Source organism: Bradyrhizobium sp. KBS0727, from assembly GCF_005937885.2.
Lineage (GTDB): Bacteria > Pseudomonadota > Alphaproteobacteria > Rhizobiales > Xanthobacteraceae > Bradyrhizobium.
This window is the reverse complement of sequence record NZ_CP042176.1, coordinates 3694601-3721239: the sequence shown is the minus strand read 5'-3', so window position 1 is coordinate 3721239 and position 26639 is coordinate 3694601. Positions and strand designations below refer to the sequence as shown.

The 26639-nt window shown below is 60.8% G+C and carries 32 protein-coding genes and 1 pseudogene; 21 read left to right on the top strand and 12 right to left on the bottom strand.

The genetic code is table 11. The features are described 5' to 3' along the window. Positions 1-70: 70 nt before the first annotated feature. Positions 71-751: a hypothetical protein gene (locus FFI89_RS17260; protein WP_371721271.1), complete on the bottom strand. Its 681-nt coding sequence runs from the start codon at positions 749-751 to the stop codon at positions 71-73. Positions 752-1182: 431 nt separating this feature from the next. On the opposite strand from FFI89_RS17260, the gene FFI89_RS17255 reads away from it, so the two are divergent. From FFI89_RS17255 to FFI89_RS17245, 3 genes and pseudogenes are all read left to right on the top strand, one after another. Then, on the top strand, positions 1183-1815 hold the full coding sequence (locus tag FFI89_RS17255; RefSeq protein ID WP_138838545.1) for a response regulator transcription factor: 633 nt from the start codon (positions 1183-1185) through the stop codon (positions 1813-1815). 211 nt (positions 1816-2026) lie between these two features. After that, a pseudogene (locus FFI89_RS17250) lies at positions 2027-2365 on the top strand (arylsulfatase); the annotation flags it as partial. Then, positions 2362-2763: a hypothetical protein gene (locus FFI89_RS17245; protein ID WP_138838543.1), complete on the top strand. Its 402-nt coding sequence runs from the start codon at positions 2362-2364 to the stop codon at positions 2761-2763. The pseudogene FFI89_RS17250 and the gene FFI89_RS17245, both read left to right, overlap by 4 nt. A gap of 88 nt (positions 2764-2851) precedes the next feature. Here the strand turns inward: FFI89_RS17245 and FFI89_RS17240 are convergent, their stop codons facing one another. From FFI89_RS17240 to FFI89_RS17225, 3 genes are all read right to left on the bottom strand, one after another. Further along, positions 2852-4060, bottom strand: a complete 1209-nt coding sequence (locus FFI89_RS17240; RefSeq protein WP_371722517.1) for a TAXI family TRAP transporter solute-binding subunit — start codon at positions 4058-4060, stop codon at positions 2852-2854. Positions 4061-4193: 133 nt separating this feature from the next. Further along, a complete protein-coding gene (locus tag FFI89_RS17235) occupies positions 4194-4685 on the bottom strand; it encodes a DUF992 domain-containing protein (RefSeq protein WP_246669177.1) in 492 nt (163 codons plus the stop codon). A gap of 608 nt (positions 4686-5293) precedes the next feature. Beyond that, positions 5294-7093, bottom strand: coding sequence for a HAMP domain-containing sensor histidine kinase (locus tag FFI89_RS17225; RefSeq protein ID WP_138838537.1), 1800 nt, complete (start codon positions 7091-7093; stop codon positions 5294-5296). Positions 7094-7492: 399 nt separating this feature from the next. Here FFI89_RS17225 and FFI89_RS17220 point away from each other — a divergent pair, with 399 nt between their 5' ends. After that, on the top strand, positions 7493-7927 hold the full coding sequence (locus tag FFI89_RS17220) for a DUF2721 domain-containing protein (RefSeq protein WP_138838536.1): 435 nt from the start codon (positions 7493-7495) through the stop codon (positions 7925-7927). Between the two features lie 16 nt (positions 7928-7943). On the opposite strand, the gene FFI89_RS17215 is transcribed toward FFI89_RS17220, so the two are convergent. Beyond that, positions 7944-8252: a hypothetical protein gene (locus FFI89_RS17215; protein WP_138838534.1), complete on the bottom strand. Its 309-nt coding sequence runs from the start codon at positions 8250-8252 to the stop codon at positions 7944-7946. Between the two features lie 247 nt (positions 8253-8499). On the opposite strand from FFI89_RS17215, the gene FFI89_RS17210 reads away from it, so the two are divergent. The 3 genes from FFI89_RS17210 to FFI89_RS17200 all read left to right on the top strand — a co-directional run bounded on the left by FFI89_RS17210 (position 8500) and on the right by FFI89_RS17200 (position 11128). Next, positions 8500-9045 carry a CAP domain-containing protein gene (locus FFI89_RS17210; RefSeq protein WP_138838532.1) on the top strand — a complete coding sequence of 182 codons (546 nt, stop codon included), beginning with the start codon at positions 8500-8502 and terminating at the stop codon, positions 9043-9045. 195 nt (positions 9046-9240) lie between these two features. Then, positions 9241-10440 (top strand): peptidase M15, encoded by a 1200-nt coding sequence (locus tag FFI89_RS34895; protein ID WP_246669176.1) that lies wholly within the window; start codon positions 9241-9243, stop codon positions 10438-10440. 400 nt (positions 10441-10840) lie between these two features. Beyond that, a complete protein-coding gene (locus FFI89_RS17200; protein ID WP_138839349.1) occupies positions 10841-11128 on the top strand; it encodes a hypothetical protein in 288 nt (95 codons plus the stop codon). 141 nt (positions 11129-11269) lie between these two features. Here the strand turns inward: FFI89_RS17200 and FFI89_RS17195 are convergent, their stop codons facing one another. The 4 genes from FFI89_RS17195 to FFI89_RS17180 form a co-directional block, all read right to left on the bottom strand. Further along, entirely contained in the window at positions 11270-11692 is a 423-nt protein-coding gene (locus FFI89_RS17195; RefSeq protein ID WP_138838530.1) for a hypothetical protein, read from the bottom strand. Next, the gene (locus tag FFI89_RS17190) at positions 11679-12590 is read right to left on the bottom strand and encodes an FAD:protein FMN transferase (RefSeq protein ID WP_138838528.1); all 912 of its coding nucleotides are present in this window, start codon (positions 12588-12590) and stop codon (positions 11679-11681) included. The genes FFI89_RS17195 and FFI89_RS17190 overlap by 14 nt, the downstream gene beginning before the upstream one ends. Then, positions 12571-12999, bottom strand: a complete 429-nt coding sequence (locus FFI89_RS17185; RefSeq protein WP_371721266.1) for an FMN-binding protein — start codon at positions 12997-12999, stop codon at positions 12571-12573. Before FFI89_RS17185 ends, FFI89_RS17190 begins: the two co-directional genes overlap by 20 nt. Before the next feature lie 132 nt (positions 13000-13131). Then, entirely contained in the window at positions 13132-14760 is a 1629-nt protein-coding gene (locus FFI89_RS17180) for a hypothetical protein (RefSeq protein ID WP_246669175.1), read from the bottom strand. Positions 14761-15092: 332 nt separating this feature from the next. Here FFI89_RS17180 and FFI89_RS17175 point away from each other — a divergent pair, with 332 nt between their 5' ends. The 3 genes from FFI89_RS17175 (at position 15093) to FFI89_RS17165 (ending at position 16729) form a co-directional block, all read left to right on the top strand. Continuing rightward, positions 15093-15890: a substrate-binding domain-containing protein gene (locus FFI89_RS17175; RefSeq protein ID WP_246669174.1), complete on the top strand. Its 798-nt coding sequence runs from the start codon at positions 15093-15095 to the stop codon at positions 15888-15890. A 175-nt stretch (positions 15891-16065) separates the two neighbouring features. Continuing rightward, positions 16066-16317: a hypothetical protein gene (locus FFI89_RS17170; RefSeq protein ID WP_138838524.1), complete on the top strand. Its 252-nt coding sequence runs from the start codon at positions 16066-16068 to the stop codon at positions 16315-16317. A gap of 154 nt (positions 16318-16471) precedes the next feature. Then, on the top strand, positions 16472-16729 hold the full coding sequence (locus tag FFI89_RS17165) for a hypothetical protein (RefSeq protein ID WP_138838522.1): 258 nt from the start codon (positions 16472-16474) through the stop codon (positions 16727-16729). 270 nt (positions 16730-16999) lie between these two features. Here FFI89_RS17165 and FFI89_RS17160 read toward each other — a convergent pair whose 3' ends face one another. Beyond that, positions 17000-17416 (bottom strand): hypothetical protein, encoded by a 417-nt coding sequence (locus FFI89_RS17160; protein WP_138838520.1) that lies wholly within the window; start codon positions 17414-17416, stop codon positions 17000-17002. A 150-nt stretch (positions 17417-17566) separates the two neighbouring features. On the opposite strand from FFI89_RS17160, the gene FFI89_RS17155 reads away from it, so the two are divergent. From FFI89_RS17155 to FFI89_RS17135, 5 genes are all read left to right on the top strand, one after another. Continuing rightward, positions 17567-17824 carry a hypothetical protein gene (locus FFI89_RS17155; protein ID WP_138838518.1) on the top strand — a complete coding sequence of 86 codons (258 nt, stop codon included), beginning with the start codon at positions 17567-17569 and terminating at the stop codon, positions 17822-17824. 42 nt (positions 17825-17866) lie between these two features. Beyond that, complete coding sequence (locus FFI89_RS17150) at positions 17867-18199, top strand: hypothetical protein (RefSeq protein WP_138838516.1); 333 nt, start codon at positions 17867-17869, stop codon at positions 18197-18199. 123 nt (positions 18200-18322) lie between these two features. After that, positions 18323-18922 (top strand): formyltransferase family protein, encoded by a 600-nt coding sequence (locus FFI89_RS17145; RefSeq protein ID WP_138838514.1) that lies wholly within the window; start codon positions 18323-18325, stop codon positions 18920-18922. Between the two features lie 197 nt (positions 18923-19119). Further along, positions 19120-19473 (top strand): hypothetical protein, encoded by a 354-nt coding sequence (locus FFI89_RS34890; RefSeq protein WP_138838512.1) that lies wholly within the window; start codon positions 19120-19122, stop codon positions 19471-19473. Then, positions 19418-19966, top strand: a complete 549-nt coding sequence (locus tag FFI89_RS17135; protein WP_168212916.1) for a hypothetical protein — start codon at positions 19418-19420, stop codon at positions 19964-19966. Before FFI89_RS34890 ends, FFI89_RS17135 begins: the two co-directional genes overlap by 56 nt. Positions 19967-20082: 116 nt before the next feature. On the opposite strand, the gene FFI89_RS17130 is transcribed toward FFI89_RS17135, so the two are convergent. Next, positions 20083-20979, bottom strand: coding sequence for a DUF2189 domain-containing protein (locus FFI89_RS17130; protein ID WP_138838508.1), 897 nt, complete (start codon positions 20977-20979; stop codon positions 20083-20085). A 552-nt stretch (positions 20980-21531) separates the two neighbouring features. Between FFI89_RS17130 and coxB the strand changes: the two genes are divergently transcribed. The 6 genes from coxB (at position 21532) to FFI89_RS17100 (ending at position 26398) form a co-directional block, all read left to right on the top strand. Then, positions 21532-22365 (top strand): cytochrome c oxidase subunit II, encoded by an 834-nt coding sequence (coxB, locus tag FFI89_RS17125; RefSeq protein WP_138838506.1) that lies wholly within the window; start codon positions 21532-21534, stop codon positions 22363-22365. An 85-nt stretch (positions 22366-22450) separates the two neighbouring features. After that, a complete protein-coding gene (gene ctaD / locus FFI89_RS17120; protein ID WP_138838504.1) occupies positions 22451-24226 on the top strand; it encodes a cytochrome c oxidase subunit I in 1776 nt (591 codons plus the stop codon). Further along, on the top strand, positions 24223-24927 hold the full coding sequence (locus tag FFI89_RS17115; RefSeq protein WP_138838502.1) for a cytochrome c oxidase subunit 3: 705 nt from the start codon (positions 24223-24225) through the stop codon (positions 24925-24927). Before ctaD ends, FFI89_RS17115 begins: the two co-directional genes overlap by 4 nt. A 16-nt stretch (positions 24928-24943) precedes the next feature. Continuing rightward, on the top strand, positions 24944-25666 hold the full coding sequence (locus FFI89_RS17110; RefSeq protein ID WP_138838500.1) for a heme-copper oxidase subunit III family protein: 723 nt from the start codon (positions 24944-24946) through the stop codon (positions 25664-25666). A 9-nt stretch (positions 25667-25675) separates the two neighbouring features. Further along, on the top strand, positions 25676-26071 hold the full coding sequence (locus FFI89_RS17105; protein WP_168212915.1) for a cytochrome C oxidase subunit IV family protein: 396 nt from the start codon (positions 25676-25678) through the stop codon (positions 26069-26071). Positions 26072-26104: 33 nt separating this feature from the next. Next, positions 26105-26398 (top strand): GYD domain-containing protein, encoded by a 294-nt coding sequence (locus tag FFI89_RS17100; RefSeq protein ID WP_138838498.1) that lies wholly within the window; start codon positions 26105-26107, stop codon positions 26396-26398. Between the two features lie 15 nt (positions 26399-26413). Here FFI89_RS17100 and FFI89_RS17095 read toward each other — a convergent pair whose 3' ends face one another. Continuing rightward, positions 26414-26614 carry a hypothetical protein gene (locus FFI89_RS17095; protein ID WP_138838496.1) on the bottom strand — a complete coding sequence of 67 codons (201 nt, stop codon included), beginning with the start codon at positions 26612-26614 and terminating at the stop codon, positions 26414-26416. Positions 26615-26639: the final 25 nt, after the last annotated feature.

The window sequence follows — 26639 nt, the reverse complement described above, 5'->3', positions numbered from 1 at the left end:
CGCCTGAAGCGCCGGCTGCTAGCGAATTACCGAGCCGCAAAGCCCTGCCTCCCGGCCTTCGGGTTCTTGTTCAATAGCAAGGCGGATACGGGTAGTAGCCGCAGGCCGGCCGGGCATACGGGTAGCCATAGGGCGCCGCATAGGCAGCCGCTCCATAAGCGGCCGCACCTACGGCGCCGGCATACATGGCGCCTCTAAACGCCGAACGGCGGGCCACGCCGGCAAACGACAGCGGTGTGAACGGCCGGCCGATGATGTCGATGAAGAGCGCGGCCGCGCCGTCGGCGCCGGCCAGGTCGCCTTCGAGGGTCTGCACGTTGAACGTCAGCTTGTCGCCTTCGAGTTTCGGGTTCTTCAGCACCACGACGGCATCCTTCACGGACCCGTCCTTGCCGAGCACCGAGAGGGTTGCATTCGGTGGATTCTTGACAAAGCTGTCGTCGCCGGATCCCCACTCCGCAATCACGTCGGCGGTCGGCTGGTGGCCCGCCGCCCGCACCGGACGATCGGCAAAGATAATCGAATTCGGCGTCACCCCGGTCAGGGTCAGCGTGTCCCCCTGCAACGTTGCGCCGCGCGAGTTGAGCACGAACAGCGACGGCACGATCTCGGGCCTGGCCTGCCCGGACGGTGTGCCGATCGTCTTCATGGCGGACGGCGCCGCGGGTGTCTGAGCGAGCGACGCTTCGGAAGCGAATGCCGCCGTCACGACGAGCAGTGCCGCGAACCGAACCAGTCTTGCAGGTTTCATGTTTCCCTCTCCCGTTGCGAATGCGGTGACCACCTCTCGAATGGGCCACGCCTGGACGCGACTATGAAAAGGCAGCAGCGCATCGGCTATGCAAAAACCGGCAGCGTTCAAAATTTAAGAAAACCATGAAGCGGTAGGAGAATTTCGGTGCGCCAAAATGCCGGCGTGATCGGACTGCTTGCTTCCATTCTGGTCTGGATCAGCTCCTACACCGCCTATCTCTAGCCTGCGTCAAGCCTGCGACAAAACGCCACAATGCGCGAGTGCGTTGGCACAAAATGTACGTCGCAATGGGTGGCTGCGCCTGACGGTTCGCATTGCCGTTCGTGCACGCCCCCGCTATTCTCACGACACCTGATTTTCCCAAAATGCAGCGGGCTTCTCGCGGATGCGAGATGTGCCCTGCGAAAAAGTGAAGAACAAGTATTGGAATGACGGGTGCGCCTGCGATTCACATCGTGGATGACGACGCTTCGTTTCGCAGTGCGGTTTCTCGCCTGCTCAAGGTGTCGGGCTATGATGTAGCCGAGTATGACTCTGCGGCCGGCTTCCTGCGGGCCGTTGCCGATGCCAGGCCAGGCTGCCTGCTGCTCGACGTGGAGATGCCATCGTTTACCGGATTGCAGTTGCAGGAAGAACTCACAAAATTAGCCCACGACTGGCCGATTATCTTCATGACCGGCCACGGCGATATTCCAACCAGCGTACGCGCCATCAAGGCCGGCGCTGACGATTTCCTGGCTAAACCCGTGTCCCGGAAAACGCTGCTGCAGGCAATCGAAGCTGCGATGGCCCGGTACGCAAAAATTTGGGAGAGCCGCGACCAGCTCAACACTTTCAGGGCACTGATCGCCTCGCTTACGCCGCGCGAAGCCGAAGTCTTTTTGCAAATGGTGCGCGGAAAGCTCAACAAGCAGATCGCCCATTCGTTGGGCACTTCTGAACGCACGATCAAGGCCCACCGCCACATGGTCATGCAGAAGCTGCAGGTTCAGTCGTTCGCGGAGGCTGTATCCATTGCCGAACGTCTCGGATTGACGGCACCGCCCTCGCCCCCGGCATAGTGCGGTGAGCACAACTCCAGGTCTTCCCCAAAGGACAATATCGCTCCACCGCTCCTCGTGATGTGTTGCGCCCAATCGAGCCATCCTGCCGAGCTCACGGGGCATCCAAATGACCGTCCATCACCAGGTCACCGCTACGGCAAAAAAGCCCGCGATATCGCCAACCAGAACTCATACCGATCTTGTCGGGAAAGCCGAAGCGCTTGCGCTCGATGGTCCAGGCCTGGGCAAGGGAGGAACCGGCGTTCTCTCGGTGGACGGCAAGGAGGTGGCGCGGAAATCCATGGAGCACTCCATGTCGGTTACCTTCCCCGAGGACGAAAGCTTCGACGTCGGCATGGACACCCGCAGCGGCGTGGCGATGTTGGAATATCGCTACGACCCGCCGTTCAAGTTCACCGGCAAAATCGACAAGCTGACGTTCAAACTCGAGCCGGAGCTCAAGGACCCGGCGCAAGCCAAGGCCGAACTCGGACCCACGGCGGCGCCGGAGCCCGATCCGATCGAACAACCAGCCGCCAAACAGCCCGCATCGAAGGCGCGGAAATGAGCGGGACCCCTCGGCCGCTCCTTTCAGCAATGGGCGCGGTCGAGGCGGCGACCGGCCTGGTGCTGGTGACGGCCCCCTCCTTGCTGGTGGAATTACTGCTGGGCGCGGCGCCCGGCACGGCTGCCGGCGTCACGGCCAGCCGCGTAGCCGGCGCGGCGATACTCGCGCTCGGTGTTGCGTGCTGGCTTGCGCGGGAAAACGCGGCCGGCGGTGCCGCGCGAGGATTGATCGTGGCCATGCTGCTCTACAATGCAGCTGTCGTCGCAATCCTGGTTCTGGCGTGGGCCAACCAGGGCATGTTCGGCATCGCGTTGTGGCCGGTGGTGCTGGCCCATGCGGCGCTGGCGGTGTGGTGTGTTGTGGCCGTGGCGGCGGGAAGCGAAGAAAAACGGTCTTAACGCTCCATGCATGATGACCAAGTAGCAAACGCGGTAGCTGCCCGTGCACAGCCGGCGCGCGCCGGCGCAATGATCAGCCGTCAGCGCGCTAATGGCCTGCCTGGTTTGCAGGCCCACTGGCGAGACGGCTCCTGCAATGGCTCATCAAATATTGGAGCCTGTGTGCGGCAAGACCGAGCGCTGCCATCTCGAAGCTGTCCGCGCCCTCGCCGCCGGCATTCCTGGCCAGTTCGGCCTTGAGGATATGGTCAATCCGTTTCTCGATTTCGTCCAACTCGGCTTCGCTCCTGGCGTTCCGGATGTCGTTGCCCAGTTCGTAGAGCGGCTGCAGCTTGCTCTCGGATCCGCTGTCGGACCGGGCAAAACGCCAGGCTGCCACGAGGACGGAGATCAGTGAACCCAACAGCAAGGAGCCGTAATACAGCTTGTCATCGTATTTATCGAGAAAGCTCTGTTGATTGCCGTTGTAATAAGTCGCAGCCCCCGGATGGATCGGAATCAGGGCATCGGTATCCGTGCTCGGCGCCGCCGCCTGCGCCAGAATCGGAAATTGTGACAGCAGGTCCCGTTTGGCGTCGACCAGCGACTGCGTGAGATCGGTAATGGCGTCGGCGTTGACTGATTTATTGGCGACGAGAAAATAGGAAACCCGCAGCGACGTCAGGTCATCGGAGGGAACCGGCGGCGCGCCGCGTAAGGTGCCCTTTGGAATATCATAGCTTTCGTAATACTGCGCGACGTTGACAACCGCGCCGGCCGACTCGATTTCGATCAGCTTTGGCGCCGCCCCTTTGACGCGTTCCTGCTGAAAGAATTGCCTGACTTTGGCGAGGTATTTTTCCGTCAGGGGAACAACGACCAGCAAAGCGTGAACTTTGCCCGACGCCAGCGCCCCCGCGGCGTCACTGATGGCGACATCCTGAAAGGTGACCTTGGCGCGGTCGAATTGATACACCTGCTTCAGCGCCTCCACTGCCGGCTGGTTGATCGCCCCGCCGACGACGCCGATCGTGGTATTGCGGAGATCGCCCAGACTATCGGCGCTCGCAGCCGACGGAGCCATGATCAAAACCACGCCATGGGTCAGGAGCAGTACGCTCCTTGCATCTGCAAGGCCGCTTGTGTCGCCGCGAACAATGGCGAGGTCCACCTTGTGTGCGGCCAACATCTCAGCGGCCTTCGCCGACGAGCCGCTATCGCTGACCTTCAATCGGACATGGGAATTCGACGTCGCCAGACGTGCCGATATCGCCGAAATCAGCGCCAGCGCGTCGCCATCGGCCGACCCGGCGGCCACCGTAAGCACGACAGGCTTTGCGAAATAGCGATAGACGAACCATCCGCCGCCAATTGTCGCGGCCGTGGCTGCGCCGACAATCAATATCCGGAGCCAGCGCGGCCAAGAGTTGATGGCGAGACCGCTCACGGCGTCACGGCGCGAATGCCAGCGTCAGGCCCGACACTCCGAGCGAAACGTTGACACCCGCCTGCCCTTCAACGGACAGCGGCTGCAGCGCAATCGTGCGGTTTGACCCGCCGAAAAGCACGTTGGCGCCGACACCGACACCCAGTGAAATGTCGCCGCTGGCGCCGACATATTCGCCGGCAAGCGCCCCCATCGGCGTCCCCTGGCTCGGCGCGAACACGCCCCACGCCATGACGCCGGCAGCGGTGACCCCAAGCTCGAGCCCAACGGTATTCATGACACCGTTATAATTCTCCGGCGGATATGGTCCGTTTGGCGTGTAGCGGCAACTCATCCGCTGGCTTTCGGCGACGATCAGCCCGATGCTCGGCGCGAGATTGCAGCTCAGCATGCCTGCCTGCACGCCCGGCGGCGGTTGTTGGGAAGACGCGAGCGTGGATCCAAACAGCACGAACGTGATCGTGCACGCCAATTTCCCAAAACGATTCATGGTCATGATGATCACTTTCTGGGGTCCTGCCCGGTCCTTTGAGGTGGCCTGACGAGCGGATACGATCGACCTTCTATACGGACCGGAGTGCTCGCTGCCTATGCAGATTCGGACGGCAGCAGCCGAGCAAGTGCTCACTGTGCGGCGAGGCCTGGGGAGGATTGGCTCCTCGTCACGGGCGGCGGAAACCCTTGCGGCAACAGATGGTTTGCGCGGTCTCGGGAAAGGGCGGATCGATCATTGTACGGGTTCGACCTTGGCAGCCATGTCGGGGGCGCGACTGATCCGGTAGATTGCGTTGCTGCACCTGAGGACCCAGACGTCGTGATCCGGCCTCGAGCGCTTTGTATTTTTCCTTGCACCGAGCGGCTTGTCACAGGCAAATCCCTGGATACGGATCTGCGCCGCAAGTACGTCCGCTACCGTTTCGGCTGCAACTCGCGTCGCCGTTGCCTGTTGCGCCCTCACCGTAGCGCTAGAAAATACAGCTGCGGCAGCCAGCAGTATTGAAAAGAGTGGTCTAGTCATGTCTTGTCCTTTGCTTCGATGCCGTTTCGATCATGGCTACAAACAGGCTCCGCCAGAACCGAATAAGGAAAGCGAGCCTCGGCCTCCTATGCGACCTTTACCAAAGGCAGTCTGAAAGAGAAAACCGCGCCCCGTTGCCGGTTCTCCGCCCAGATTTCACCGCCGTAGCTCTCGACGATAGTGCGGGCAATCGGCAATCCCAGGCCAGTTCCCTGTGGCTTGGTGGTGACGAACGCATCAAAAATATTCGCGAGGTCTTTCTCGGGAATACCGTTTCCTGAGTCTGATATCGCGACCTCCACAGCATCGGAATGCTCGCGCCTGCGGGTTCTGATCGTCAAATTCTGCCGGCTTGGCACGTCATCCATGGCGTCCATGCCATTCATCACAAGGTTCAGCATCACCTGCTGTAAATGGATTGGGTCTGATCGCACCAGCAGTGGTTCAGGTGCAAGCATCGTGCGCAAAACGACGCCGCGCCTCGTTGCTTCGGGGCTAATGATCCGGGCCACGTCTCGAACCGTGTCGTTCATATCGCACGGTTGCAGGTCAGAAATTGCCTTGTTGTTGAGAAGATTGCGCAGACCGACAATGATTTCGCCGGCGCGCTGATCGTCGCGGACGATATCGCCGAGGATTTCACCAATCTGGGTGAGGTCTGGCGGGTTGGCCTCTAGCAGCATTTGCGCGGCTTCGGCGTTGCTGAGGATCGCCCCAAGCGGCTGGTTGAGCTCGTGTGCGATGGAGGACGACAGCACGTTCGCGGTCGTCACCCGATTGAGACGGATCAATTCGCGACGCCGGTTGCCTGCTTCCTCCTCGGCTGTTGACCGGCGCCGCCGCTCAACAAGCAGCAATGAGATGATTCCGGTTTGCAGCAACAGTGCAGCGATACCGGCACTGACCTCGATGCGGTGGCGCTCCCACATCCCCGGCTCGCGAAAATAGACTTCGCTGCCCCGCGGCAGCCTGCTTTCGCTGATGTTCCAGCGCTGAAGTTCTCGCCAATCGAACTTCGGCGCACCGAATTCAGTTGATGAGAGCCTGTCCCCGGTTGGCGCCCGGCCGTCAAGCATGCCCAGAGCCACACCGGCTGTCAGCTCACCGATATCGCCAACTCGGGAAAGTGGTCCGCCGACCAGGCCTTGGCCAAAATACAAATCGATATAGCTGAAAATGGGAGCGTTGGCCGCGGCGCGGACGCGCGCGAACACCTCGCTCTCCTCATGCGAAACTCCTACGGCATCAATCGACATCAGCCCAAAAAAGATGGTCGACTCGGGTGGAAGCGCCGATATGTGCTTGAGCATATCTTCAAGCGACATGTCGTTGGTCCAGGTAAAGGCAACACGCTTTTCAAAAGGCTGAAATTCAACCTTCAACTGCTCTGTCCAGAATCTCTCGATAGGCGAATTGCCGAGGATCATCGTCACATTGGTGGTTTTGGGGAGTACCTCCAGGATGTTCTCTATAATTCTCGGATAGACATTATGTATCGCCACGGCGGCATCACGACCGGACAGGTGTTCGGGCGCAACTCTACGGCGTTCAAGGGCGCTAAACAGCGCCGGCACGGTGGTGAACAACTCTTGCCTGTGCCTCCGGATGAAATCCGCTGCGGGAGCTCCGGTGGTAATCACGAGGTCCAATCGGCGCTTGGAGAAGAGAGCCCGCAAGTATTCAACAAACGGCTGCTCCTCACTATCGGCATAGCGCGCAGTGACCAGCGACAGTTCGGAGAAATCGATCGGATTGGCCGATCGTTTCGTCAGTTCTTCGCGAATGGATTTTGCGATCGCATTCGATGCATCAAAATCGCGGGTGAAGGAATGCAGAAGCAATACGCGCTTGGGCTCGGAAAACGCCGCACCGGTGGTCGCCAGCAAGAGTGCAAGTGTGCTCAGGAATAATCGCAATGCCACGATCTTCGCGCCGTTTGCTTATGTTGCCACGGGACAAGTTCGCCGAAGGGCGGAAGCAACCAAATGTAACCGAACTGGTGGCGATCCGGCACAAGTTATGCCATTTCAGCGGGCCAGTGCTCCCTTCCGCGACAAGCATCATGGACAGAAGCTGATGTAAGCGTTAGCCAATGATATACACGTTTAGCGATAGTCCGACACTTTTGCATTTCATTCCACGGCGCGCAATTGCGGCCCGAGGCACCGGGCTCAGCTGTGATGCCTTGGAGCGGATTTTGCATAGTCGCCAAATCCGACGATGTGTATCATCGCGAGGTGGCGCGGCCGGCTTTCCTTGTGCCTTAATCTCACGCTGCGGATCCGATGTACCCAGATACACCCTCCATCAGTCAGCTCTCGCACGTCATCTCGCAATCGGCGGCGCCCGCCTTCCTTTTGGGCGCACTTGCAGCCTTTATCGCTATTTTGATTGCGCGGCTAAATCGAGTCATCGACAGGACCATTGTCCTGAACGCGATTTCCGACGGTGACGTGGACAAAGTTCGGCTTAAGGCCGATCTCCCGCGGCTGATGCGACGCACCGCGATGCTGAACAGGGCCATCTTCTGGGCTACGGTCAGCAGCATTATCATCACGGTTCTCGTGATCGTAGCTTTCGCAACCGCCCTCTTCGCGATTCAGCATGAACGCGGTGTCGCAATCCTCTTTATGGTGTCGCTCGCCGCCTTCACCGCGTCGCTGGTCGATTTCGCCAGGGAGGTGCGAATTGCGCTCAGCGAATTTGATCACTACGCCTGAGGGCGGGTTGTGCCGATTATCTGGCCCACTGCCCCATCTGAAGGCAGGTTTGCAAACTGACATAGCTCGGCGTCCCGCCAATGCTCTCCTGCGAGGTACAACTTGCCCGGCTCGGCGCAGGGAATTTGGACCACTGGCTTCCCAGTTGCTGCCGCGCCTTCTGCTCATCCCTGATGCAGCTCTTCCCCGATTGATCGACCGTTAGACCGGCGGTCGCGGCCATGTCGAGCTTGCAGCTCCGGGCGATGTCGAATTTCGGTACCCCGTCCGCCACCGGCATGACCAGCTGCGAACCCAGCACGATCATCGAAATTGTGAGAGGCATGGCGTTTCTCCTGTTCGTATTGGCCCAATGGAGTGGAAGTCAAAATTCAGCCTGCGCTACTTTGGGCCTGCTGCAGGGCCCTCGTCTATGCTAATCCGACATGCCGGCACATCCAGCCGCCGTATTGTGGACGCCGGTCTGGCCGATTTTGCATAGTCATGCGACTTGGTTTAGACCGCCCTCGCCGTTCGACGCGGCCATGTCGGTATTTTGATTGGGCAGCAGCGGTTCAGGAGCTGGAAGCAAAATGCGGTTGGCGACAACGCTCCTGCTTTGGCCCGCGCTGGCGCTGTGTCTCTCCTTCCCCGCCCTCGCGCAAGCTCCCGCCGATCCGGCGGCGTTGATTTCCGATTTTCGGGTTCAGCACCAGGAAGGGCGCGTCAAATCCGACGCCACGCTCAGGCGGATTGCGCAGGACCAGGCCAATGCCATGGCTTCCAAAGGCGTAATGGACCATGACGTCCTCGGACCGTTTGGCTCGCGCGTGGCGCCGGCCAATGCGGGACGGGCTGCCGAGAATATCGCATACGGCTACGACAGTTTCCCAAAGACTCTGGATCAGTGGATCAACTCCTCGAGCCATCGCAAGAATCTCTTGATGCACGATGCGGCGCGGGTGGGCGTTGCCAGCGCGAAGAGCAGCGCCAACGGCCGCACCTATTGGGCGATGGTGATTGCCGGCGGCTATGAGAAGCCGAAGCCCGCCGGCGCGAAGGCCGTGCCATCAGCGGCGAAACCAAAAGCCCGGGCGCCACAAGCCTGCCGATTAAAACTGCTGGGCCTCTGCCTGTAGACACGTGCGGCCAGAACAAGCGTCACGAACAGAAAGCGAACAGTCCTCAAAAACCTCTGGAAACGGTGGATTCCCGCGACGCGCAACCCATTCCCGCCTGCGCAAGCTGTTGCACATCACCGGGCCGACCCGTTACGCTCTCGCCTCGATGCTTCGGCCACGTACTCCGGCCCAATTGGAGATGGTGATCTGATCATGAACCCGCGGTGGGCAACGTTGGCCGTGGTGTGCCGGGAGGCCGCGATACCGGCTCTGGTACTTGCGTGGATCGGCACGTCCAGTTTTGCGGCCGTCTACAACACCCGTGCCGCGCCCATCGTTGAACGGCTCGCGCCTTCGCTGGCCGCGGACGCCAAGTTCACCGATATCAAGTTCGCCGACAACAAGTTCGCCGACAGAATGCCGCCGGTCGCATCCGGCACTCCCGATTTTCCCCCGCCTTCCGACCTGTCGATTGCTTCCGACCTGTCGCTCGCCAGCATTCCGGCGACGGTGGCGGTAACGCCCGACGCAACGCCAGCGCCGGCTGCGCGTGAGCCGGAACCGATCGTGACGGCCTCATTGACGGACCCGTCGGAGATGCTGCTGCCTGAAACACCGCCGGAGCCGGCCGCTAACACTAACGCTGTGAATCCCGGCGTTGCGAGCCGCGAGCCCGGCGACGTCAATCAGGGTAAAGCGGCCAATCAGGGTGCCGGTTCGATCGAAGTGTTCGATGAGTGTTTTGCCGTCGATGTCTGCGTCGACCGTTACCTTTGGGCGCTCTACCAGCGCACGCCCAAGGAGGACACCGTCAAGATCGAAGAACAGCGAAAAGTGACGATCAAGCGGAAGGGCAAACGGGTGACGGTCACGCGGACCTTCACGACACGCGCCGATCAGGATTTTGGGTGGAAGGACCCCAAGGCCGCCGAAAAGGCCGGGATGTCGATGGCGGACTATGTGATCGGAGGGATGGACCGGGATTTCAAGCTAAAACTGTTTCACATGCTTCACGTCGCCGAGGAGATCGGCATGTCGCCCGGGATCACCAGCGCCTTCCGCGACGACTATCGTCAATCGATTGCGAGCGGCCTCAAGGCGGCCAGCGACAGGTCCTATCACGGCGGCAGCCTCCGCGGTGGCTACGGCCACGGGCTTGCGGCCGACATCGTGAGCATCAATGGCGCCACGCGCGCGCAGCGATTGATGTCCTCTCAGGTCTTCTGGAAGTGGGTCGACGAACACGGCAAGGACTTTGGAGTCGGACGGCCCTATCTCGATCACGATCCTCCGCATGTCGGCCCGATCGACGGCAAGGAATATGCCGATAAGCATCCGAAGGCCCGGCAGGCGGAAACGGCCGCAAAGCCAGCCCACCGCGTGGTGAAGCGGGTCAGAACGGCAAGATCGTAGCGGGCGCGACCTGACCGACGTGGCCACTGTGCCCACGCCATCCCCACGCCTGGAGAATCGTGACAGGGCAGCCGTCGCCTTCGGCCTCACCCACGGCACCTCCTGCTCCTGGCCAAACGCCAAAGCCGATTGTCCCGAAGCCAAGGGCGGACAACTACTGCCAGCCGCTCCGCCGCCAGCACCCTCGGCGACCCGCAATGGAAGCGCAGGGACAAGGTGGGCCGCATCGGCAATACCTGCGTCTGCCGCCGCCGGCACGAACCACGGCCGCAAGCGACGGACGGTTCCTGCACAAAACAATTTGCTGCCATCCTGCAAGCTTAAGAAAGCGTTAATCGCGAGATGTATGATGGCCTGGAGTCCGCGAACGATTTGCGGTCGCAAGCTTGGAGAAAACATGATGGGAAAAATCGCATCCGCGATTGTGGTTGTCGCATTGGCTGCGGCTCCGCTTCTATTGCCGGCGTCTGCAAGAGCCGAGAATGGTCAGATCGCCGCCGGCGTCGTCGGCGGACTTATCGGCGGCGCGTTGCTCGGCGGCGCCCTGGCGTCACGGCCCGCTCCTCCGCCACCGGTTTATTATGCGCCAGCGCCGGTCTACGTCGAAGAACCGGTCTGCCGGTTTGTTCGCGAGCGCTATTGGGATGGATACGATTGGATGTACCGCCGAGTCCAGGTGTGTGATTGAGCCCGCCCTCCTCGGTGGATGTGGCTTGAACGACCTCAATTCGGCATTGTCCAAGCGAGCCTTCGACGTAGCTGGTATCCACCGGCAGGATTTCCGGCGGATACCTTGCGATTTTTCCAAAGCCTGCGTCATCCACAGGAGCTACTTTAAACGCCGCCGCCCCAGAAAGATATGAAGCGCAAATAATACGGGCATACACACCCCAACAACGATATGTATCCAGCTCATCCCGGGGCGCACTGTCTCCGACCCCAAATAGTACAGCCCGAAGGCCGTCACTATCAAAACCACATTGAGCGTGACCATCACCGATCCCGAGACGCGATTATTGCCGCTTCGCCATGAGCGCAGCAGGTGCACCGGTATCAGAGCGCCCAACAACAACAACGTCGCCATGGCGGCCCCGCCATGGACCATCAGCAGGTAAGCTGCGCTCTGCTGCCAGATATCGTCGCTGGAAAGGTTTTTTTCCCAATCCGCCACGAGCCAACCGGTTCCCGTCAGGAACAGGGCCGCGAAAGCGGCATAGATCGAATAGCGGAATGAAGATTTAAGCCGCAACATGTACTGCGTGATGCCAGTCAGGGGTGATGTGAACGTCGCCGTCCATCGAAATCAGTAGCGCGCTTGCGTTGTAGTGCTCAAGCAATCCAATTGCGTCAGTCCCTGAAATCATGACAATTTTCGTCAGGGCGTCGGCCACCATGCAGCTGGACGCGCGCACCGTAGCGCCATCGACGGTGTGGGCTGGCCTGCGGGTGCCCGGATCTATGATGGCCGAAGCTGCAGTTTCCGTCGACTGAATCAGATCGAAGCGGCGGGCCGTCGATGCCAGCGCCTCATCGGTGACCTCAACACGGGCGATCGAGCGGCCTGGATCGCGCGGATGGCGAATATGGATCGTTTGGGCGTACTGTCCGAACACGGCTAGATCGCCGCCAGCGTTGACGATGCCGGCCGGCATTTTGAAAAGGCGCAGCGTCTCCAGCGCGCGGTCGACCGCGAATCCCTTCGCAATTCCTCCGAGATCAATCCGGATATCGTGATGTCGAAACCAGACGGTTTGACCCGGGAGCAGTTCGATCGCGTTGGATGATCGTTGCCCGGCTGAGATTGGCATACCGTCGTCCGACGGTGGCAGCAATCCGATGGCCTGTAATGTCGGTGCGACGGCAATATCGAAAACACCGTTGGAGCGGCGGTGCATCTCAACCGCGGCTTTCAGAACCTCAAACGTCGCGGCGTTAACCCAGGTCGGTCGAAGACAGGCTTCGCGGTTGATGCGGCTTACGTCGCTGTCTGGCTCGTGAAAGCTCATCAACCGGTGAACACTCGCCACGGTCTCGAATGCCGCATCAACAGCGGCATCCATCTCGGATCTGGCCGCTCCCGCCACCTCGATTTCCACGAAGGTACCGAGCAGCGGTCGCGCGCGGCGAATTTTATCGGAGGCGGCTACCATAGACTGCGAGTACTCTCTTGACGCCCTCGGCGACATGCATCGAAGACAGGGTCGCGCCGGCGATATTGCGGATGTCGCTGTTGACCTTGAGCGCACTGCCGCTGGTCTTGCCAACGAACTGTGCCAGCCAGCTCGGACTCCTGATTTCGCCGCCGTAGGACTCCCGATATTGCAGAATTTCGACGCTGTGGACGGCCCCGCCGGGCGTCAACGCCACGGCATAGTCGATAAACAGGTGCTTGCCGATCACCCGGTCGAACACGAAAAAGCCGACAGTCCGTCCACCGGACTCGGCTTTCCAGACCCGGCCGGGCTGGACCTCGACAAATCGTGCCGACGGAAATGCCTGTTTCTGCGCCTCCTCGATCGAAAGGTATTGTACCGAGTAGGCAGGAGAAACGGTCGACATGATCGCCGCAGTTGGCAGTATATATCGAATCCATGCCGTCATAGTTCATCTGTCTCCCGTTGCCCTTCGTCAATCGCAGAGGGGCCGATCGCCAATGATTCCGCAGTACTCTCAGACATGTTTTGGCCGGGATCAGAAGAAAAACCCGACGCCTCCAAGAAACGAGTCCGACAGGGCGCCGGTAATGCTCTTGTCGATCACCCTTTGATAAGTTGCCTTTAGCACCAATTTGGGTGACGGGAAGATTGCAAGGCCCGCGGTGTGAAATTGGCGTTGGCCGAGCCCGGTTGGCGTATTTGCATCGGTTCCGGCGAACCCGCCAGTCTGCAGGTTCTCGTAAGTGTACCGATAGAACGGTACGGCCTCCCAGTCGCTGTTCAAAATGGTCCCGAGCGGCATGTGGTAAGCGATCTCGCCGGAATAGCCGTACATCGATTTGCCGACATTGTTGAAGGGGTCGGTGTCGTTGTTGGCGCGCAGGTTTTCCGGACGGCTGAAATTGACGTGAACGTACTCGCCACGCAGTTCAAGGCCGGTTTGGGGCACACGATAGCGAAACTCGGCGTCGAATATTCCAACGCTGGTAGGTCCGAGCAATTCACCCGTATCGGCGTAGGCTCCGCGCGGGGTCACGTTCGGACTGTAGTAGGCGCTCACGCTTCCTGCAAAGCCAGGCAGAAACGCCGGCGCAAAATCAAGTTTCCCTGCATAGGCAAGCGTATTATTGAGTTGTTGAAAGTCGCCGCGTACCGGCCGCGAGAGGGCCAGCCCGTCGAGGCCGCTGATACCCGCCGCATAACCGGTCGGGAATGGCGGAACGGTCTTCGCGTCGGTGCGCACGCCGAAGTCGCCGCCGAAGTCCTCGATACTGGAACTGACCTGAATCTGGTAGCTGAGACCGTCCGCAATTGTGCCGTAGACGCTGCTCGCTCCGGCCTTGAACGTCGAAGGAATGAGGCCGTTGTAGAGTTCTGGCCGATTGACGCTGTAGAATTGTGTCGGCTCATGGTGCTGGTTGATATAGCCGATCGGCACGAGATCGATACCGGGCGCGCGCCAGTTGAATTGATCGATAATCTTGAAATCAACCCAGATTTGCTCGATCTCCGCGGTGCCGTGCAGCTTGTCGTCCGAATCGAACCCCGAACCCGCGTGCTCAAACTCGATCTCGGCATTGAAGATAATGTTGGGAGTGATCGCATAGGTCGGCAACAGCACGAGCCGATGTGCATCGAAGCCGTTCTGCCACTGGCCGTTGGCTGCACTATTTTGCATGGCGCCGAACTTGATTTCGCCATACGCGCCGATGCTGAGACCGGCAACGGGTGAATCGGCAAGTCCGAGAATGCCGTTATTTGGCGGTGCTGTCGGGGTCGGAGATGGTGCCGCGTCAGACGGCTCCACTTTTGTGGTCCCCGCTCGTATTGCCGGTGGAGGGGACGATGCGGCGATCGAGGCTTCGGCTCTTGCCGCGCGCGGCGGTGCCGTCGACTTGACCTCGGGTGAGGCTTGAGGCCGCATTGCGGACGAAGCCTGAGCGATGGCGTCCTTCTCCTTGAGCTTCCCCTCAAGCATTTGAATCCGCCGCTCCATCCTTTCCAATTTATTCAAGAGCGCCTCGTTGGCGTCGCCGTCCGCCGCCCAGGCACTGCTACAACTTGAGATCGCTAATGCCGTTGAGACGAGCAGCACTTGACGCCGCGAGCGGTTATCCCATCGCAGTGTTGAAACCGGAAAATGTGAAAATCGTTGCGACGACATGGTCCCCCCAAATCCGCGGAGACTTGTCCCCTCCGCGACATGCGGACGCACCTAACATCGTTGCAAGATTTCTGGGCAGTCATAATCAAAGCGACTGTTTGGAATCGCTCCACATTAGAATTAGAATAAAAAGAAAGTGAGCCATCGGCAGCTAGAATGATTCCAGACAATCGCCCTCGCCCGGCACCCGCGCGATGCCGTAGGTAGCCAACCTCGCCACATAGACGAGCGCGAACATTCTGAGCGAAGTGGGGACTGCAATTCGTCGCGGTGTTTTTGATCACATCAGACGCAGTCGTGCGCCCGCTCCATCACCGCGCCAGGAGAATCCCGTGACGCCGCATTCGCTCGCCCGCCTTCTAGTCGCGCTTGGCGTGACCGCCCTGCTCGCGGTAAGCCCCGCCTCCGCCGCCGACATCCACGTCATGATCTCGGCCGGCTTCCACGGCGTCTATTCCGAACTTGCGCCTGCGTTCGAGCGCGGCAGCGGCCACCATCTGGTCACGACGCGCGGCCCGTCGATGGGAGACTCTCCGGAATCGATTCCGACGCGGCTGGCGCGCGGCGAAGCGGCCGACGTCGTGATCCTCGATGGCGGCGGCGCCGACGAACTCGGCAAGCGCGGATTGGTTCAGGCCTCCAGCAAGACCGAGCTGGCGCGCTCGCTGATCGGGATGGTGGTACAGGCGGGCGCCGCCAAGCCCGACATCGGCAGCGTCGAGGCGCTCAGGCGCACGCTACTGGCGGCCAAGTCGATTGCCTATTCGGACAGCGGCAGCGGCACCTATCTGTCGACCAAGCTTTTCGCCCAGCTCGGCATTGCCGAGGAGATCGCCGGCAAGAGCCGGAAGATACGCGGCCCGCCGTCCGGCGAGCCGGTAGCCGCGGTGGTGGCGCGTGGCGAGGCCGAGATCGGCTTCCAGCAGGTGGCCGAATTGATTCACGTTCCCGGCATCACCTTCGCCGGCGCGCTGCCGGCCGAGGTGCAGCCGGGGTTTTCCTTCGCGGGCGTCCTCACCCAGACGGTACAGCAACCCGAGGCGGCCTCAGCCCTGCTCCGCTTCCTCGCGTCCCCGGAGGCCGTCCCGGTGATCTCCAAGGCCGGGCTGATGCCGATCCCGGGACGATAGAGGCGCGCCATCGCATCGCGTCCGCCGATCCGTTTGAGCGACGTGCCGATCACCAACTTTCACCATCATCGTCACCAACCGGTGATCGGGTATTGATCGCGGGTGATCGGTTTGAAACTGGTTTGCAGCGCCGCGCATGCCTATCTCGCAAAAGCGAAGAGCGCAGGAAGCAAACGTGACCTCCAACGAATATCGGCCATCCATGGCCTGGCTGCCCGCCGCCATAACCGCGGCCCTGGCGGCGCTCGGCGTTGCCGGAATGATCTTCGTGTTCGTTTCGGCGGAGCAAATCCCTGACGGTAACGTTGGAGTGCGGTCCGTAGACGCGGTCTCCCGTGCCGGCGCGACGATCACGCCGACGCCGCCGGGTTCAGCCCGCCCGCCCGGCTCGATCATGGCGGTGCGCGATCTGCGCAAGGATCTCTGAGCGCATCGTCAGCATCGCTTCGCGCCAAGCGTTGCCGTGCCGGGATTTGAATAGTTGGCTCGCTTTGCAGTCCGGCCGTGACGAACGGCGGTTTGGACCTATAATGGTGTTCAGGGGCTGTTCCGAAGCTGAGCTGACACAATGCGGGGTCCTCATGCCGAAAAAGGGAATTACCGGCCACGACGAATGGGTCGTCACGGAAGCGTTGGCAACGGCGCTGGTCGCACTCGAGCAGCTTGAACCGACCCAGCAGTCCCGCCAGCAGATGGACGACATCCGAAAAATGCTGGCCGCCAAATGCCAGCCTGGAACCTTCAACCTGCATCTGGCCCAGGCCAAGTGCCGCCTGTTTCCGAACGGAGACCGGGGCGCCATCTACCGCGAATACGGGTTTGAGGACCGCGAAGTTTAGAGCCTTATCGGTTCTGATTGAATCAGAACCGGGCTCTACTCTTTTTGTTTTGACGCGTTTTCCTGACGCGAACCGGCGTCGCTCGAAAACGCTCTGCACGCCCACTTTTAAAGAACAGCCGAGCGCTGGTCGCCCTGGGGTAGGTGAAGGCGCCGCACCCGGCTGTCCGACCGCGCGGCGGAGCGGTCGCTTTGATAGAAACACCAGAGACTTAAAGAAGCGTCTTCATTTCATGCACGAGGTAGCTACAGCTGAATCGGAGCGCGACGCTCAGCAGCCCCGGCAAATCCCCGTAAAGCTACTGGTCTGCGCCCGCTCGCGGCGGCGGACAGGTGGCTTTCGGGACTCGACGTTTCGGGCACTGAACCGCGGTGAGTCACTCACATAGGGCGTCACGACGCGCGACCGCGAAAGCTGTGGCGGCGACGACGTGAGCGCGCCGTAGGAAGTCGGTGGGGCCGGCGCGTTGGTGCCGAGCGGCGGCATTCTTGCGGCGTTGCCGATGCCGCTGGGGTCGGAAAGCACGCTGGGATTGGCGGGGCCGAACGGCACGCCGGAGATCGCCGAATTGCCGGCACCCGCCGAGCCGGCGGGTGGGACCAACTGTGCGAAGGCGTTGGGCGCGATCGGAACGGCGAGCGCCAGCGAGACGGCGATGGCGCCGACAAGCGTCGAGGTGCGGGACATCCGGGCTCTCTCCATGGGCTCAAGGTGCAACAAGGATGTATGGCGCGCGTTCCCTCATCTGAAGGCCGGTCTCCGTCTTTTATCGGAGTAGGCGTTGGCGCGGGAATCAGACCTACTCGACGCACCATCACGCTTTGGGATTTTGGCGGAATGAACCAGCCCGAGATCTTCGATCGCGATATCCGAGATCGCGATATCAGAGCCTTGCAGGAATGGCTGCGCACCGCGTGGCGGCGGCTCGGCGATCCCTCCCTCACCGCTTTTGCCCGTCGCGAGCTGCGCAACCAGATGAAGCAGTGCAGCGCCGATCTCAAGGCGCACCTCGATAGGCTCCAGGCGCAGCGCACGTCGCCGGCTCGGGATTCCAACAAGGCCTTTGCCAGACCCGAGCTCCGCATCCTGGCCTGACACCATTGCGATGTGATCTCCTTTACGCTGGCGGAGCCCGTCTTGCTCGCTGGCAGCGCCTGCCCTGACACGTTCGTAGCCAAGGGATTGGGTCCGGCCAAATTCGGCGACCAGGACGGCTATGTCGCGCTGGCAAGCTGCGGCAGTGTCGAAGCCGCTCCCGACAAGCACAGCGAAACCGCGATTATCGTCGTCGTCAAAGGCAGCGCCGACTACTACACGCTGCAATGGGCCGAACGCACGCCTGCCTCCGGCAAGCCTGTCATCGACGAGGCGAAATGGCTGGAGCGGCTGCGCCAGCTGCAGCCGATCCGGCTCTGTCCGATCGTGCCCGGCGAGGCCGCGCCCTACCCGAGCTGCGTCAGCAAGGGCTAGCCGCGCCTGGGACGGCCCGCCGGCCCGTCCTGTTGATAACCCCGCGCGCCCCGGCCGTGCGGCGGGACAGGCGGCCGGGGTGTGCTATCCGCATATCGGCCTGACTAACGACGGACAGAACAGATGCTGATTACTCTTGTCGGTTCGCGCCACTTCGGCGTGACGACCTTCAACATGCTGCGCCAGCACGGGATCAATATCGTGCGTGTTGTCGTTCACGACCGTGACGACCGGCTGGTTGCCGCGGCCAAGACCGCCGGCATCGAGGTCGTCGTGCAGGCCGACCCGAAATTCGTGGTCGCCGCCGAAATTGCGCCCAATACCGATTTGATCGTCACCGCCCACAGCCACGCCCGCGTGACCCGGGAAGCGCTGGCGGCCGCCAGGCTCGGCGGCATCGGCTATCACCCCTCGCTGCTGCCGCGTCACCGCGGCCTCGCCGCGGTCGAGTGGACCATCAAGGAAGGCGATCCGATCGCCGGCGGTACCGTCTATCACCTCGCCGACCGCATGGATGCCGGCGCGATCGCCGCCCAGGAGTGGGTCTTCGTCAAGAAGGGCGAAACCGCGCGGGAGCTGTGGGAGCGTGCCTTGGCGCCGCTCGGCTACAAGCTGCTCGGCGACGTCATCGACCACGCCAAGACCCACAAAAGCCTGCCGGCGAAACCCCAGGACGAGCAATTCGCCACCAGGGCGCCGGCCCTGGTCGCCGCCAAGCACTGAAAAGCGGCGAACCGTCCGATTCGGACCCTGAATTGGGCTCAACAGGGTTAATTTCCCGGTTCCCGGCCGGAACCAAATTCACCTTGATGTGTTTGACTTCACAGGAACTTTCTGCCTTGTTGCGACGCACCAAAGTTTAAACACATTGTGCCCGGATAAGGCTCGCCATCACACACATATTTCGAGGACTTGAACCTATGCGCCCCAATCGCATTCGCGACCTAATTTTTGCTTCAGTCACTGCCTCCGCCGTTACCATTGCGGCCGCCCCCGTTTCCGCCCAGCAGCCCTATGACGGCCTTTGGCAGGTGACCGTTGTCACCAAAAGCGGAAGTTGCGATGCGCAGACCACTTCAACCGTGAACGTCAGCGACGGCAAAATCTCGGGCGGCCCGGTTTCCGGCAGCGTCGGCAGCGGAGGACTTGTGCGAGTCTCGATCAATGGTGCATATGCGAACGGTCAACTCAGTGGCAACTCCGGATCGGGGAAGTGGAATGGCGCATCAGCTGGCGTACCGTGCAGCGGTCGATGGGAAGCATCCCGTCAGTAAGAAAAACCGATCGGCGGGACTATTCGCCCAAACGCGGCGGCTGACATTCGCAGCCGTCGCTTTTTTTTTGGCGTCAGCGTCGGCGAGCTACGCCCAATCGGGTCCATTCGCGGGTCTTGCCGGTAACTGGTCCGGCGGCGGCACCGTCACCCTCGATGACGGTTCGCGCGAGCGCATCCGTTGCCGGGCGTCCTATCAGGTCGCGGGCGTCAGAATGGCCATGGGCCTCACCTGCGCCAGCGACGCCTACCGATTCAACCTGACGGCCGATGTCGTCGACGAGGGCGGCGCGGTCTCGGGCAGCTGGAGCGAGTCCGGCCGCGGCATCAGCGGCGTTCTCCAGGGCCGCGGCGGTGGCGGCAACTTCCAGGTTGTCGCCGTGACGGCTGGCTTCAATGCCAACATTTCGCTGCGGACCACCGGCAACAGGCAGGTGGTCACGATGCGGGCCGATAGCCAGTTCAGGGGCGCCGATATTACGCTGTCGAAATAGGCTGCCTTCGTTTCAAGCTGTAACCTCTCTGGAATACCGGATCGCCCGCTCCGGTGCGCAATTGCGCACAAGGCGGGCGATGACCGTTTTGGGTATGGCCTGAGCCTGGCGTCAGACTAGCGCTCGTGACTCCACGGGAAGAGTGAGGCCGGGAAATCTGCGGCATAGCGGTGACCTATCGGCGGTCGCGGCTGTTCTTCCGGGGGATTCGGGTCAGGCTCCACCAGCTTCCGATAAAGATGCCAGGTGGCATGACCGAGCACCGGCAGAACGACGCAGAGACCGACGAAGAACGGTAGCGAACCGATCGCCAGCAGTACCGCAACAACGAGACCCCACACGGCCATCGGAAATGGATTCTCCCTCACCGCCCGCAGCGACGTCCGGATTGCATCGATCGCGGTCGCATGCCGGTCGAGCATCAACGGAAACGAGACAACGCTGATGCACAGGGCCACTACCGCGAAGAGGAAACCGACGCCGCATCCGACGATGATGAGGGTCCAGCCTTCAGGCGTCGTCAGCACCCGCTCTGCGAAATCAGGGATGTTCGCAGCCGGAGCATAGCCGAAGGTTGCAATGTAGATCGCGTCCGCGGCGCCGATCCAGACCCCGAACAGAACGAGCAGGAGGATGCCAAGTTCGAGCATGGCGCCGAACGACGGCGCACGCAGCACCTGCATCGCATCCCAGGCTCCTGGCTCCTCTCCGCGCTCGCGGCGGCGGCTCAGTTCGTAGAGGCCGAGTCCGGCAAAAGGACCGATCAGGGCAAAGCCGGCAGCGAGCGGAAAGAGCAGCGGCAGTACCGAATAGCCAAGGACAAGTCTGAACAGGACAAGTCCGAGGACGGGATACATCACGCACAGGACGATTGCGTGGGTCGGGATGGCTTTGAAGTCTTCCCAGCCGAGGCGCAGTGCGTTGCCCAAGTCGGAAAGGCCGATCTTGCGAACGACAAAGGCGGTAGAAACGCCAAACACTTGCAGTTTGGGCCTTGCGAATACTGTGGTCATGGCTCCGGTCTCCTTGCTTCTGATCGCAGGGGAACGGAGCGCCCTCAAAACACGCACATCCGCCTCATGCGCGAAAATCGCGACTGAGTCCGGCAAATCAGGTTCAACATGAAGGAGCTTTGCCGGACGACACCTGTCGCGACCGGTACAGTGAAATTAGCGCGATATGCGATAGAAGCAAGATGGCGCTCACGGTTGGGTGAATTGTGCGCCTGCGCACATCGTTTGTTGCGTTGCATCACCAGGCGGCTGGTGTGGACGGATGCTCGTCGGATGGCGCACACTCCCACCGGACAGCGGCGTGACATAAGCTCCTTATGAGCTATTGACGCAAGGCGCGACGGGGACCATCTTAAAGTGGTGAACGCGCCCCTAGCTCCTGGAATGAACGGTCGTTACCTGTTCTCTAAGTCAAGCTTTGACGTCGCGACCGGTCGAATGGGCGAGGCGAGAGGCCCGACGTTGGCGAAAGTAAAGTCCGCCGTCGTAACCGACGCGAGCCCCGCCCTTTGATTCGTATCCGCAGCCTTTGATGGCAAGGATGAATGAGGGATGGCTGTAGCACTCATACTGCTTTTGGTTGCGGTCGCCTCGGTGCTGTTTCACATTTTCAGCCCGTGGTGGTGGACCCCGCTCGCCTCCAATTGGGGCTACATCGACGACACGATCACCCTGACATTCTGGATCACCGGGGCGGTTTTCTTCGCGGTCGTCGCATTCATGGCCTATTGCGTCTTCCGGTTTCGACACACGGAAGGAAGGCGGGCAGCCTACAATCCCGAAAACAAGAAGCTCGAATGGTGGCTCAGCGTCGGCACCGCAATCGGCGTCGCGGCCATGCTGGCGCCCGGTCTGGTTGTCTGGCACCAGTTCGTCACAGTTCCGGCCGATGCGACCGAGGTCGAGGTGATGGGACAGCAGTGGCAATGGAGCTATCGGCTTCCCGGAAAGGACGGCCGGCTCGGAACTTCCGATGCCCGCGATGTCAGTTCCGACAATCCCATGGGATTGAATCCCAACGATCCCGCCGGACAGGACGACATCGTCATTCAAAATGACGATCTGCACCTGCCGCTTGGAAAATCGGTGAAGGTGTTACTCCGCTCGATTGACGTCCTGCATGATTTCTACGTGCCCGAGTTTCGAGCGAAGATGGATATGATACCGGGCTCGGTCACATATTACTGGTTCACGCCGACGCGCACCGGAACATTCGACGTTCTCTGCGCGGAACTCTGCGGTGCCGCCCACGCGCAGATGCGGAGCAAGGTCGTCGTAGAGGAAGAGAAAGACTATCACGCGTGGCTGGAGAAGCAGCACACCTTCGCCGAGCTTTCCGGGCAGCGCAGCGTCGCGAAAGCGGCTTATAAGGCAAAGAGCGAATGAAAATATCGGCGAGGAGCGCCGCATAGCAGAGGGCGAACGCCTCGCTGACGAGAAAGACCGAAGAGAGACCAAGGAGGGTGTTCCGATGGTCGATGTCCCGTTTGACACAGTAACTGGCATTCCGCCGGCAGAAGTGGCTGAGGTCGACCTCTATCATCCGAGAAGCTGGTGGACGAGGTACGTCTTTTCGCAGGACGCCAAGGTTATCGCCATCCAGTACTCGATCACGGCGATGTCCATTGGAATGGTTGCGCTGGTGCTGTCATGGCTGATGCGGCTGCAACTCGGATTCCCCGGCACGTTTTCATTCATCGATCCGAACCAGTATCTCCAGTTTATCACCATGCACGGCATGATCATGGTGATCTACCTTCTCACCGCGCTGTTTCTGGGAGGTTTTGGCAACTACCTTATCCCGCTGATGGTCGGCGCCCGGGACATGGTATTCCCCTATGTGAACATGCTGAGCTACTGGGTCTACCTGCTCGCGGTCGTGGTGCTGGCCTCGACCTTTTTCGTGCCCGGCGGGCCCACCGGCGCCGGCTGGACGCTGTACCCGCCGCAGGCGATTCTCTCCGGTACGCCCGGGCAGGATTGGGGCATCATCCTCATGCTGGCCTCCCTGATCCTGTTCATCATCGGCTTCACCATGGGCGGGCTCAATTACGTGGTGACGGTGCTGCAGGCGCGCACCCGCGGCATGACGTTGATGCGCTTGCCCTTAACGGTGTGGGGCATCTTCACGGCTACCGTCATGGCGCTGCTGGCCTTCCCGGCACTGTTCGTCGCCTCGGTGATGCTGCTGCTCGACCGGCTTTTGGGAACCAGCTTCTTCATGCCCACGCTGGTCGAGATGGGCACGCTGACGAAATATGGCGGTGGCAGCCCGATCCTGTTCCAGCACCTGTTCTGGTTCTTCGGCCATCCCGAAGTCTACATCGTCGCCTTGCCGGCCTTCGGCATCATTTCCGACCTGATCAGCGTCCACGCGCGGAAGAACATCTTCGGCTATCGCATGATGGTCTGGGCCATCGTGGCAATCGGCGCGCTCAGCTTCGTCGTGTGGGCGCACCACATGTATGTGAGCGGCATGAACCCCTACTTCGGGTTCTTCTTCGCCACCACGACGCTCATCATCGCCATCCCGACCGCGATCAAGGTTTACAACTGGGTGCTGACCCTGTGGCGCGGCGATATTCATCTCACCATCCCGATGCTGTTCGCGCTGGCGTTCATCATCACCTTCGTCAACGGCGGCCTGACCGGCCTGTTTCTTGGCAACGTGGTCGTGGACGTTCCGCTGTCCGACACGATGTTCGTTGTCGCCCACTTTCATATGGTGATGGGCATTGCGCCGATCATGGCCGTGTTTGGCGGGATCTATCACTGGTATCCGAAAGTCACCGGACGGATGCTCAACGAGACGCTCGGACGATTCCACTTCTGGGTTTCGTTCCTTGGCGCCTATGCGGTCTTCTTCCCAATGCACTATCTGGGCCTGTTGGGCATGCCCCGCCGATATCACGACATCGGCGAAACGGCCTTCATCCCGGCATCCGCGCATGACCTCAATGCGTTCATGAGCATAGCGGCCTTGATTGTCGGCTTTGCCCAGCTCGTATTCCTGTTCAATCTGATCTGGAGCCTGTTCAAGGGAAAAGAGGCCGGCGGCAATCCCTGGGGAGCCGCGTCGCTGGAATGGCAAACTCCGGAGACCCCGCCGGGGCATGGCAACTGGGGCAAGGACCTCCCGATCGTCTATCGCTGGGCCTACGATTACAGCGTCCCCGGCGCCGCCACGGATTTTGTGCCGCAAAATGAACCGCCGGCTGGATTGTCGGCGCAGGGATCTCCCCCATGAGCGCCATCATCCTGTTCATGGCGGGAATAGCGGCAATCGCGGGCTGGTGGCTCTCGCAGCAACGGCTGACAGCCAAGCCCTGGCTGGAGGAAGGGCTGATCGCCGATTTTCGCGAACAGAGCCCGTCGTCCCTGCCGCCGGCGAAAATCGGATTGGGCGTGTTTCTCGCGGTCGTCGGTTCGTTGTTCGCGCTGTTCATCAGCGCTTACTCCATGCGCATGAACATGGTGGACTGGCGGGCGCTGCCGCTGCCGAGACTGCTGTGGTTCAACACGGCCGTGCTGGTCCTGAGCAGTGTGGCGCTGCAATGGGCGTACATGGCCGCGCGCCGGAGCGATATCGACGGCGTCATCATGGGTCTGTGCGCCGGCGGAGCATCTGCCATCATATTCCTGATTGGGCAGCTGCTGGCGTGGCGCGAGCTGAGCGTTGCCGGGTATTTTCTCGCGTCCAACCCCGCCAATTCGTTCTTCTACCTGATCACGGCGGTGCACGGGATGCACCTGATGGGCGGTCTGGTCGCGCTCGGCAGAACCACTGCCAAAGTATGGCGTGGCGTCGCGGTGACCCAACTGCGCCTGAGCGTGGAACTCTGTGCCATCTACTGGCATTTCCTGCTGCTGGTCTGGTTGGTCCTGCTCGGCCTGCTGACGGGCTGGACCGACAATTTCGTCGATATCTGTCGCCAGTTGCTCAGCTAGGGAGGGTCGGGACGCAATGGCAGAGACCACGTTGACGGACACCGCAACATCGATCGCGCGGCCTGCGGGCTGGCGAGGCATTGCCGCCGACTGGTCCTCGGATCAGCGCGCGTTCAAGAATGTCTCGTGGGGCAAGGCCATGATGTGGATCTTCCTCCTCAGCGACACCTTCATCTTTAGCTGTTTCCTGCTGTCGTACATGACGGCGCGGATGTCCACGACCGTGCCGTGGCCCAATCCTAGCGAAGTCTTCGCCCTCACGATCGGAGACAAGAAAATCCCGCTCATCCTGATCGCCATCATGACCTTCATCCTGATCAGCAGCAGCGGGACGATGGCGATGGCCGTCAATTTCGGTTACCGCCGCGATCGCGCCAAAACTGCCGCCTTGATGCTGGCGACCGCGGCATTCGGCGCAACCTTCGTCGGGATGCAGGCGTTCGAATGGACCAAGCTGATCATGGAGGGCGTCCGCCCCTGGGGCAACCCTTGGGGTGCCGCGCAGTTTGGATCAACCTTCTTCATGATCACCGGTTTCCACGGCACTCACGTGACGATCGGCGTGATCTTCCTGATCGCCATTGCGCGAAAGGTCTGGCGGGGAGACTTCGATGTCGAAAGGCGCGGTTTTTTCACGAGCCGGAAAGGGCAATACGAGATCGTCGAGATCACCGGCCTGTACTGGCATTTCGTCGATCTGGTGTGGGTATTCATCTTTGCGCTGTTCTATCTCTGGTGAGGTCGCCGCATGACAAACGCAGCGTTACATTTGGAAGGACACCATCTGCAGGCTCACGTGCATGACGCACTCGCACCGGGAACGACGCAGACAAAGGGCCAACAGCATCCGATCAAGCTTTATCTCGTGGTTTGGGGATGGTTGTTCGTTCTCAGCACCTGCTCCTATCTCGTCGATTACTTTGGCCTCCATGGCTATCTCAGATGGTCGCTGATCCTGCTGTTCATGGTGTTGAAGGCCGGCCTGATCGTTGCTGTCTTCATGCACATGGCCTGGGAGCGGCTGGCCCTGGCCTACGCGATCCTGCTACCGCCGGTACTGGTGTTGGTGTTCGTCGCGATCATGGTGTTCGAGTCCGAGTACACGCATCTGCTCCGGATCATATTTTTCGCGCCGACGACGTAGCTACCGTTGCCTCGAACTTAAAGGAGAGCAGCTATGACTACCTACGTCATGCTTGCAAACTGGACCGAGCAGGGCATCCTGAACGCGAAGGACTCGCCACGTCGTCTGGACGTTGCGAAGAAAGCCCTCAAAGATATGAGCGGCGAGATCAAATCCTTCTACCTGACCATGGGTGACTATGACATGGTCGTGATCTTCGAAGCTCCGGACGACGCTATTGCGGCACGTTTCAGCCTGCAGCTGGGAATGCTGGGAAACGTCCGGACGCGCACGCTGAAGGCGTTTCCCGAAGCCGCCTATCGGGAAATCATCAATTCGCTGGGCTAGCCGGCTAACTGGTCGTTAGCTGGTTTTGGGCTTCGCCAGCTTCGCCGCGGTCTCCTTGATGGTCTTCGCGATCAACAAGGCCTGCTCCTTGTTGAAGGCAAAATCCTGCACGCCCTTATGCGTGGTCAGCGAAAGCACCATGATCTCCGGCTGCGCTTCCGGCCAGCCCGTCGCGAAGGCCGTCACGAAGTCTGCGGATGTCGCACGATTGGTCATTGGCGGTCATTTCCTTTTGTCTTGT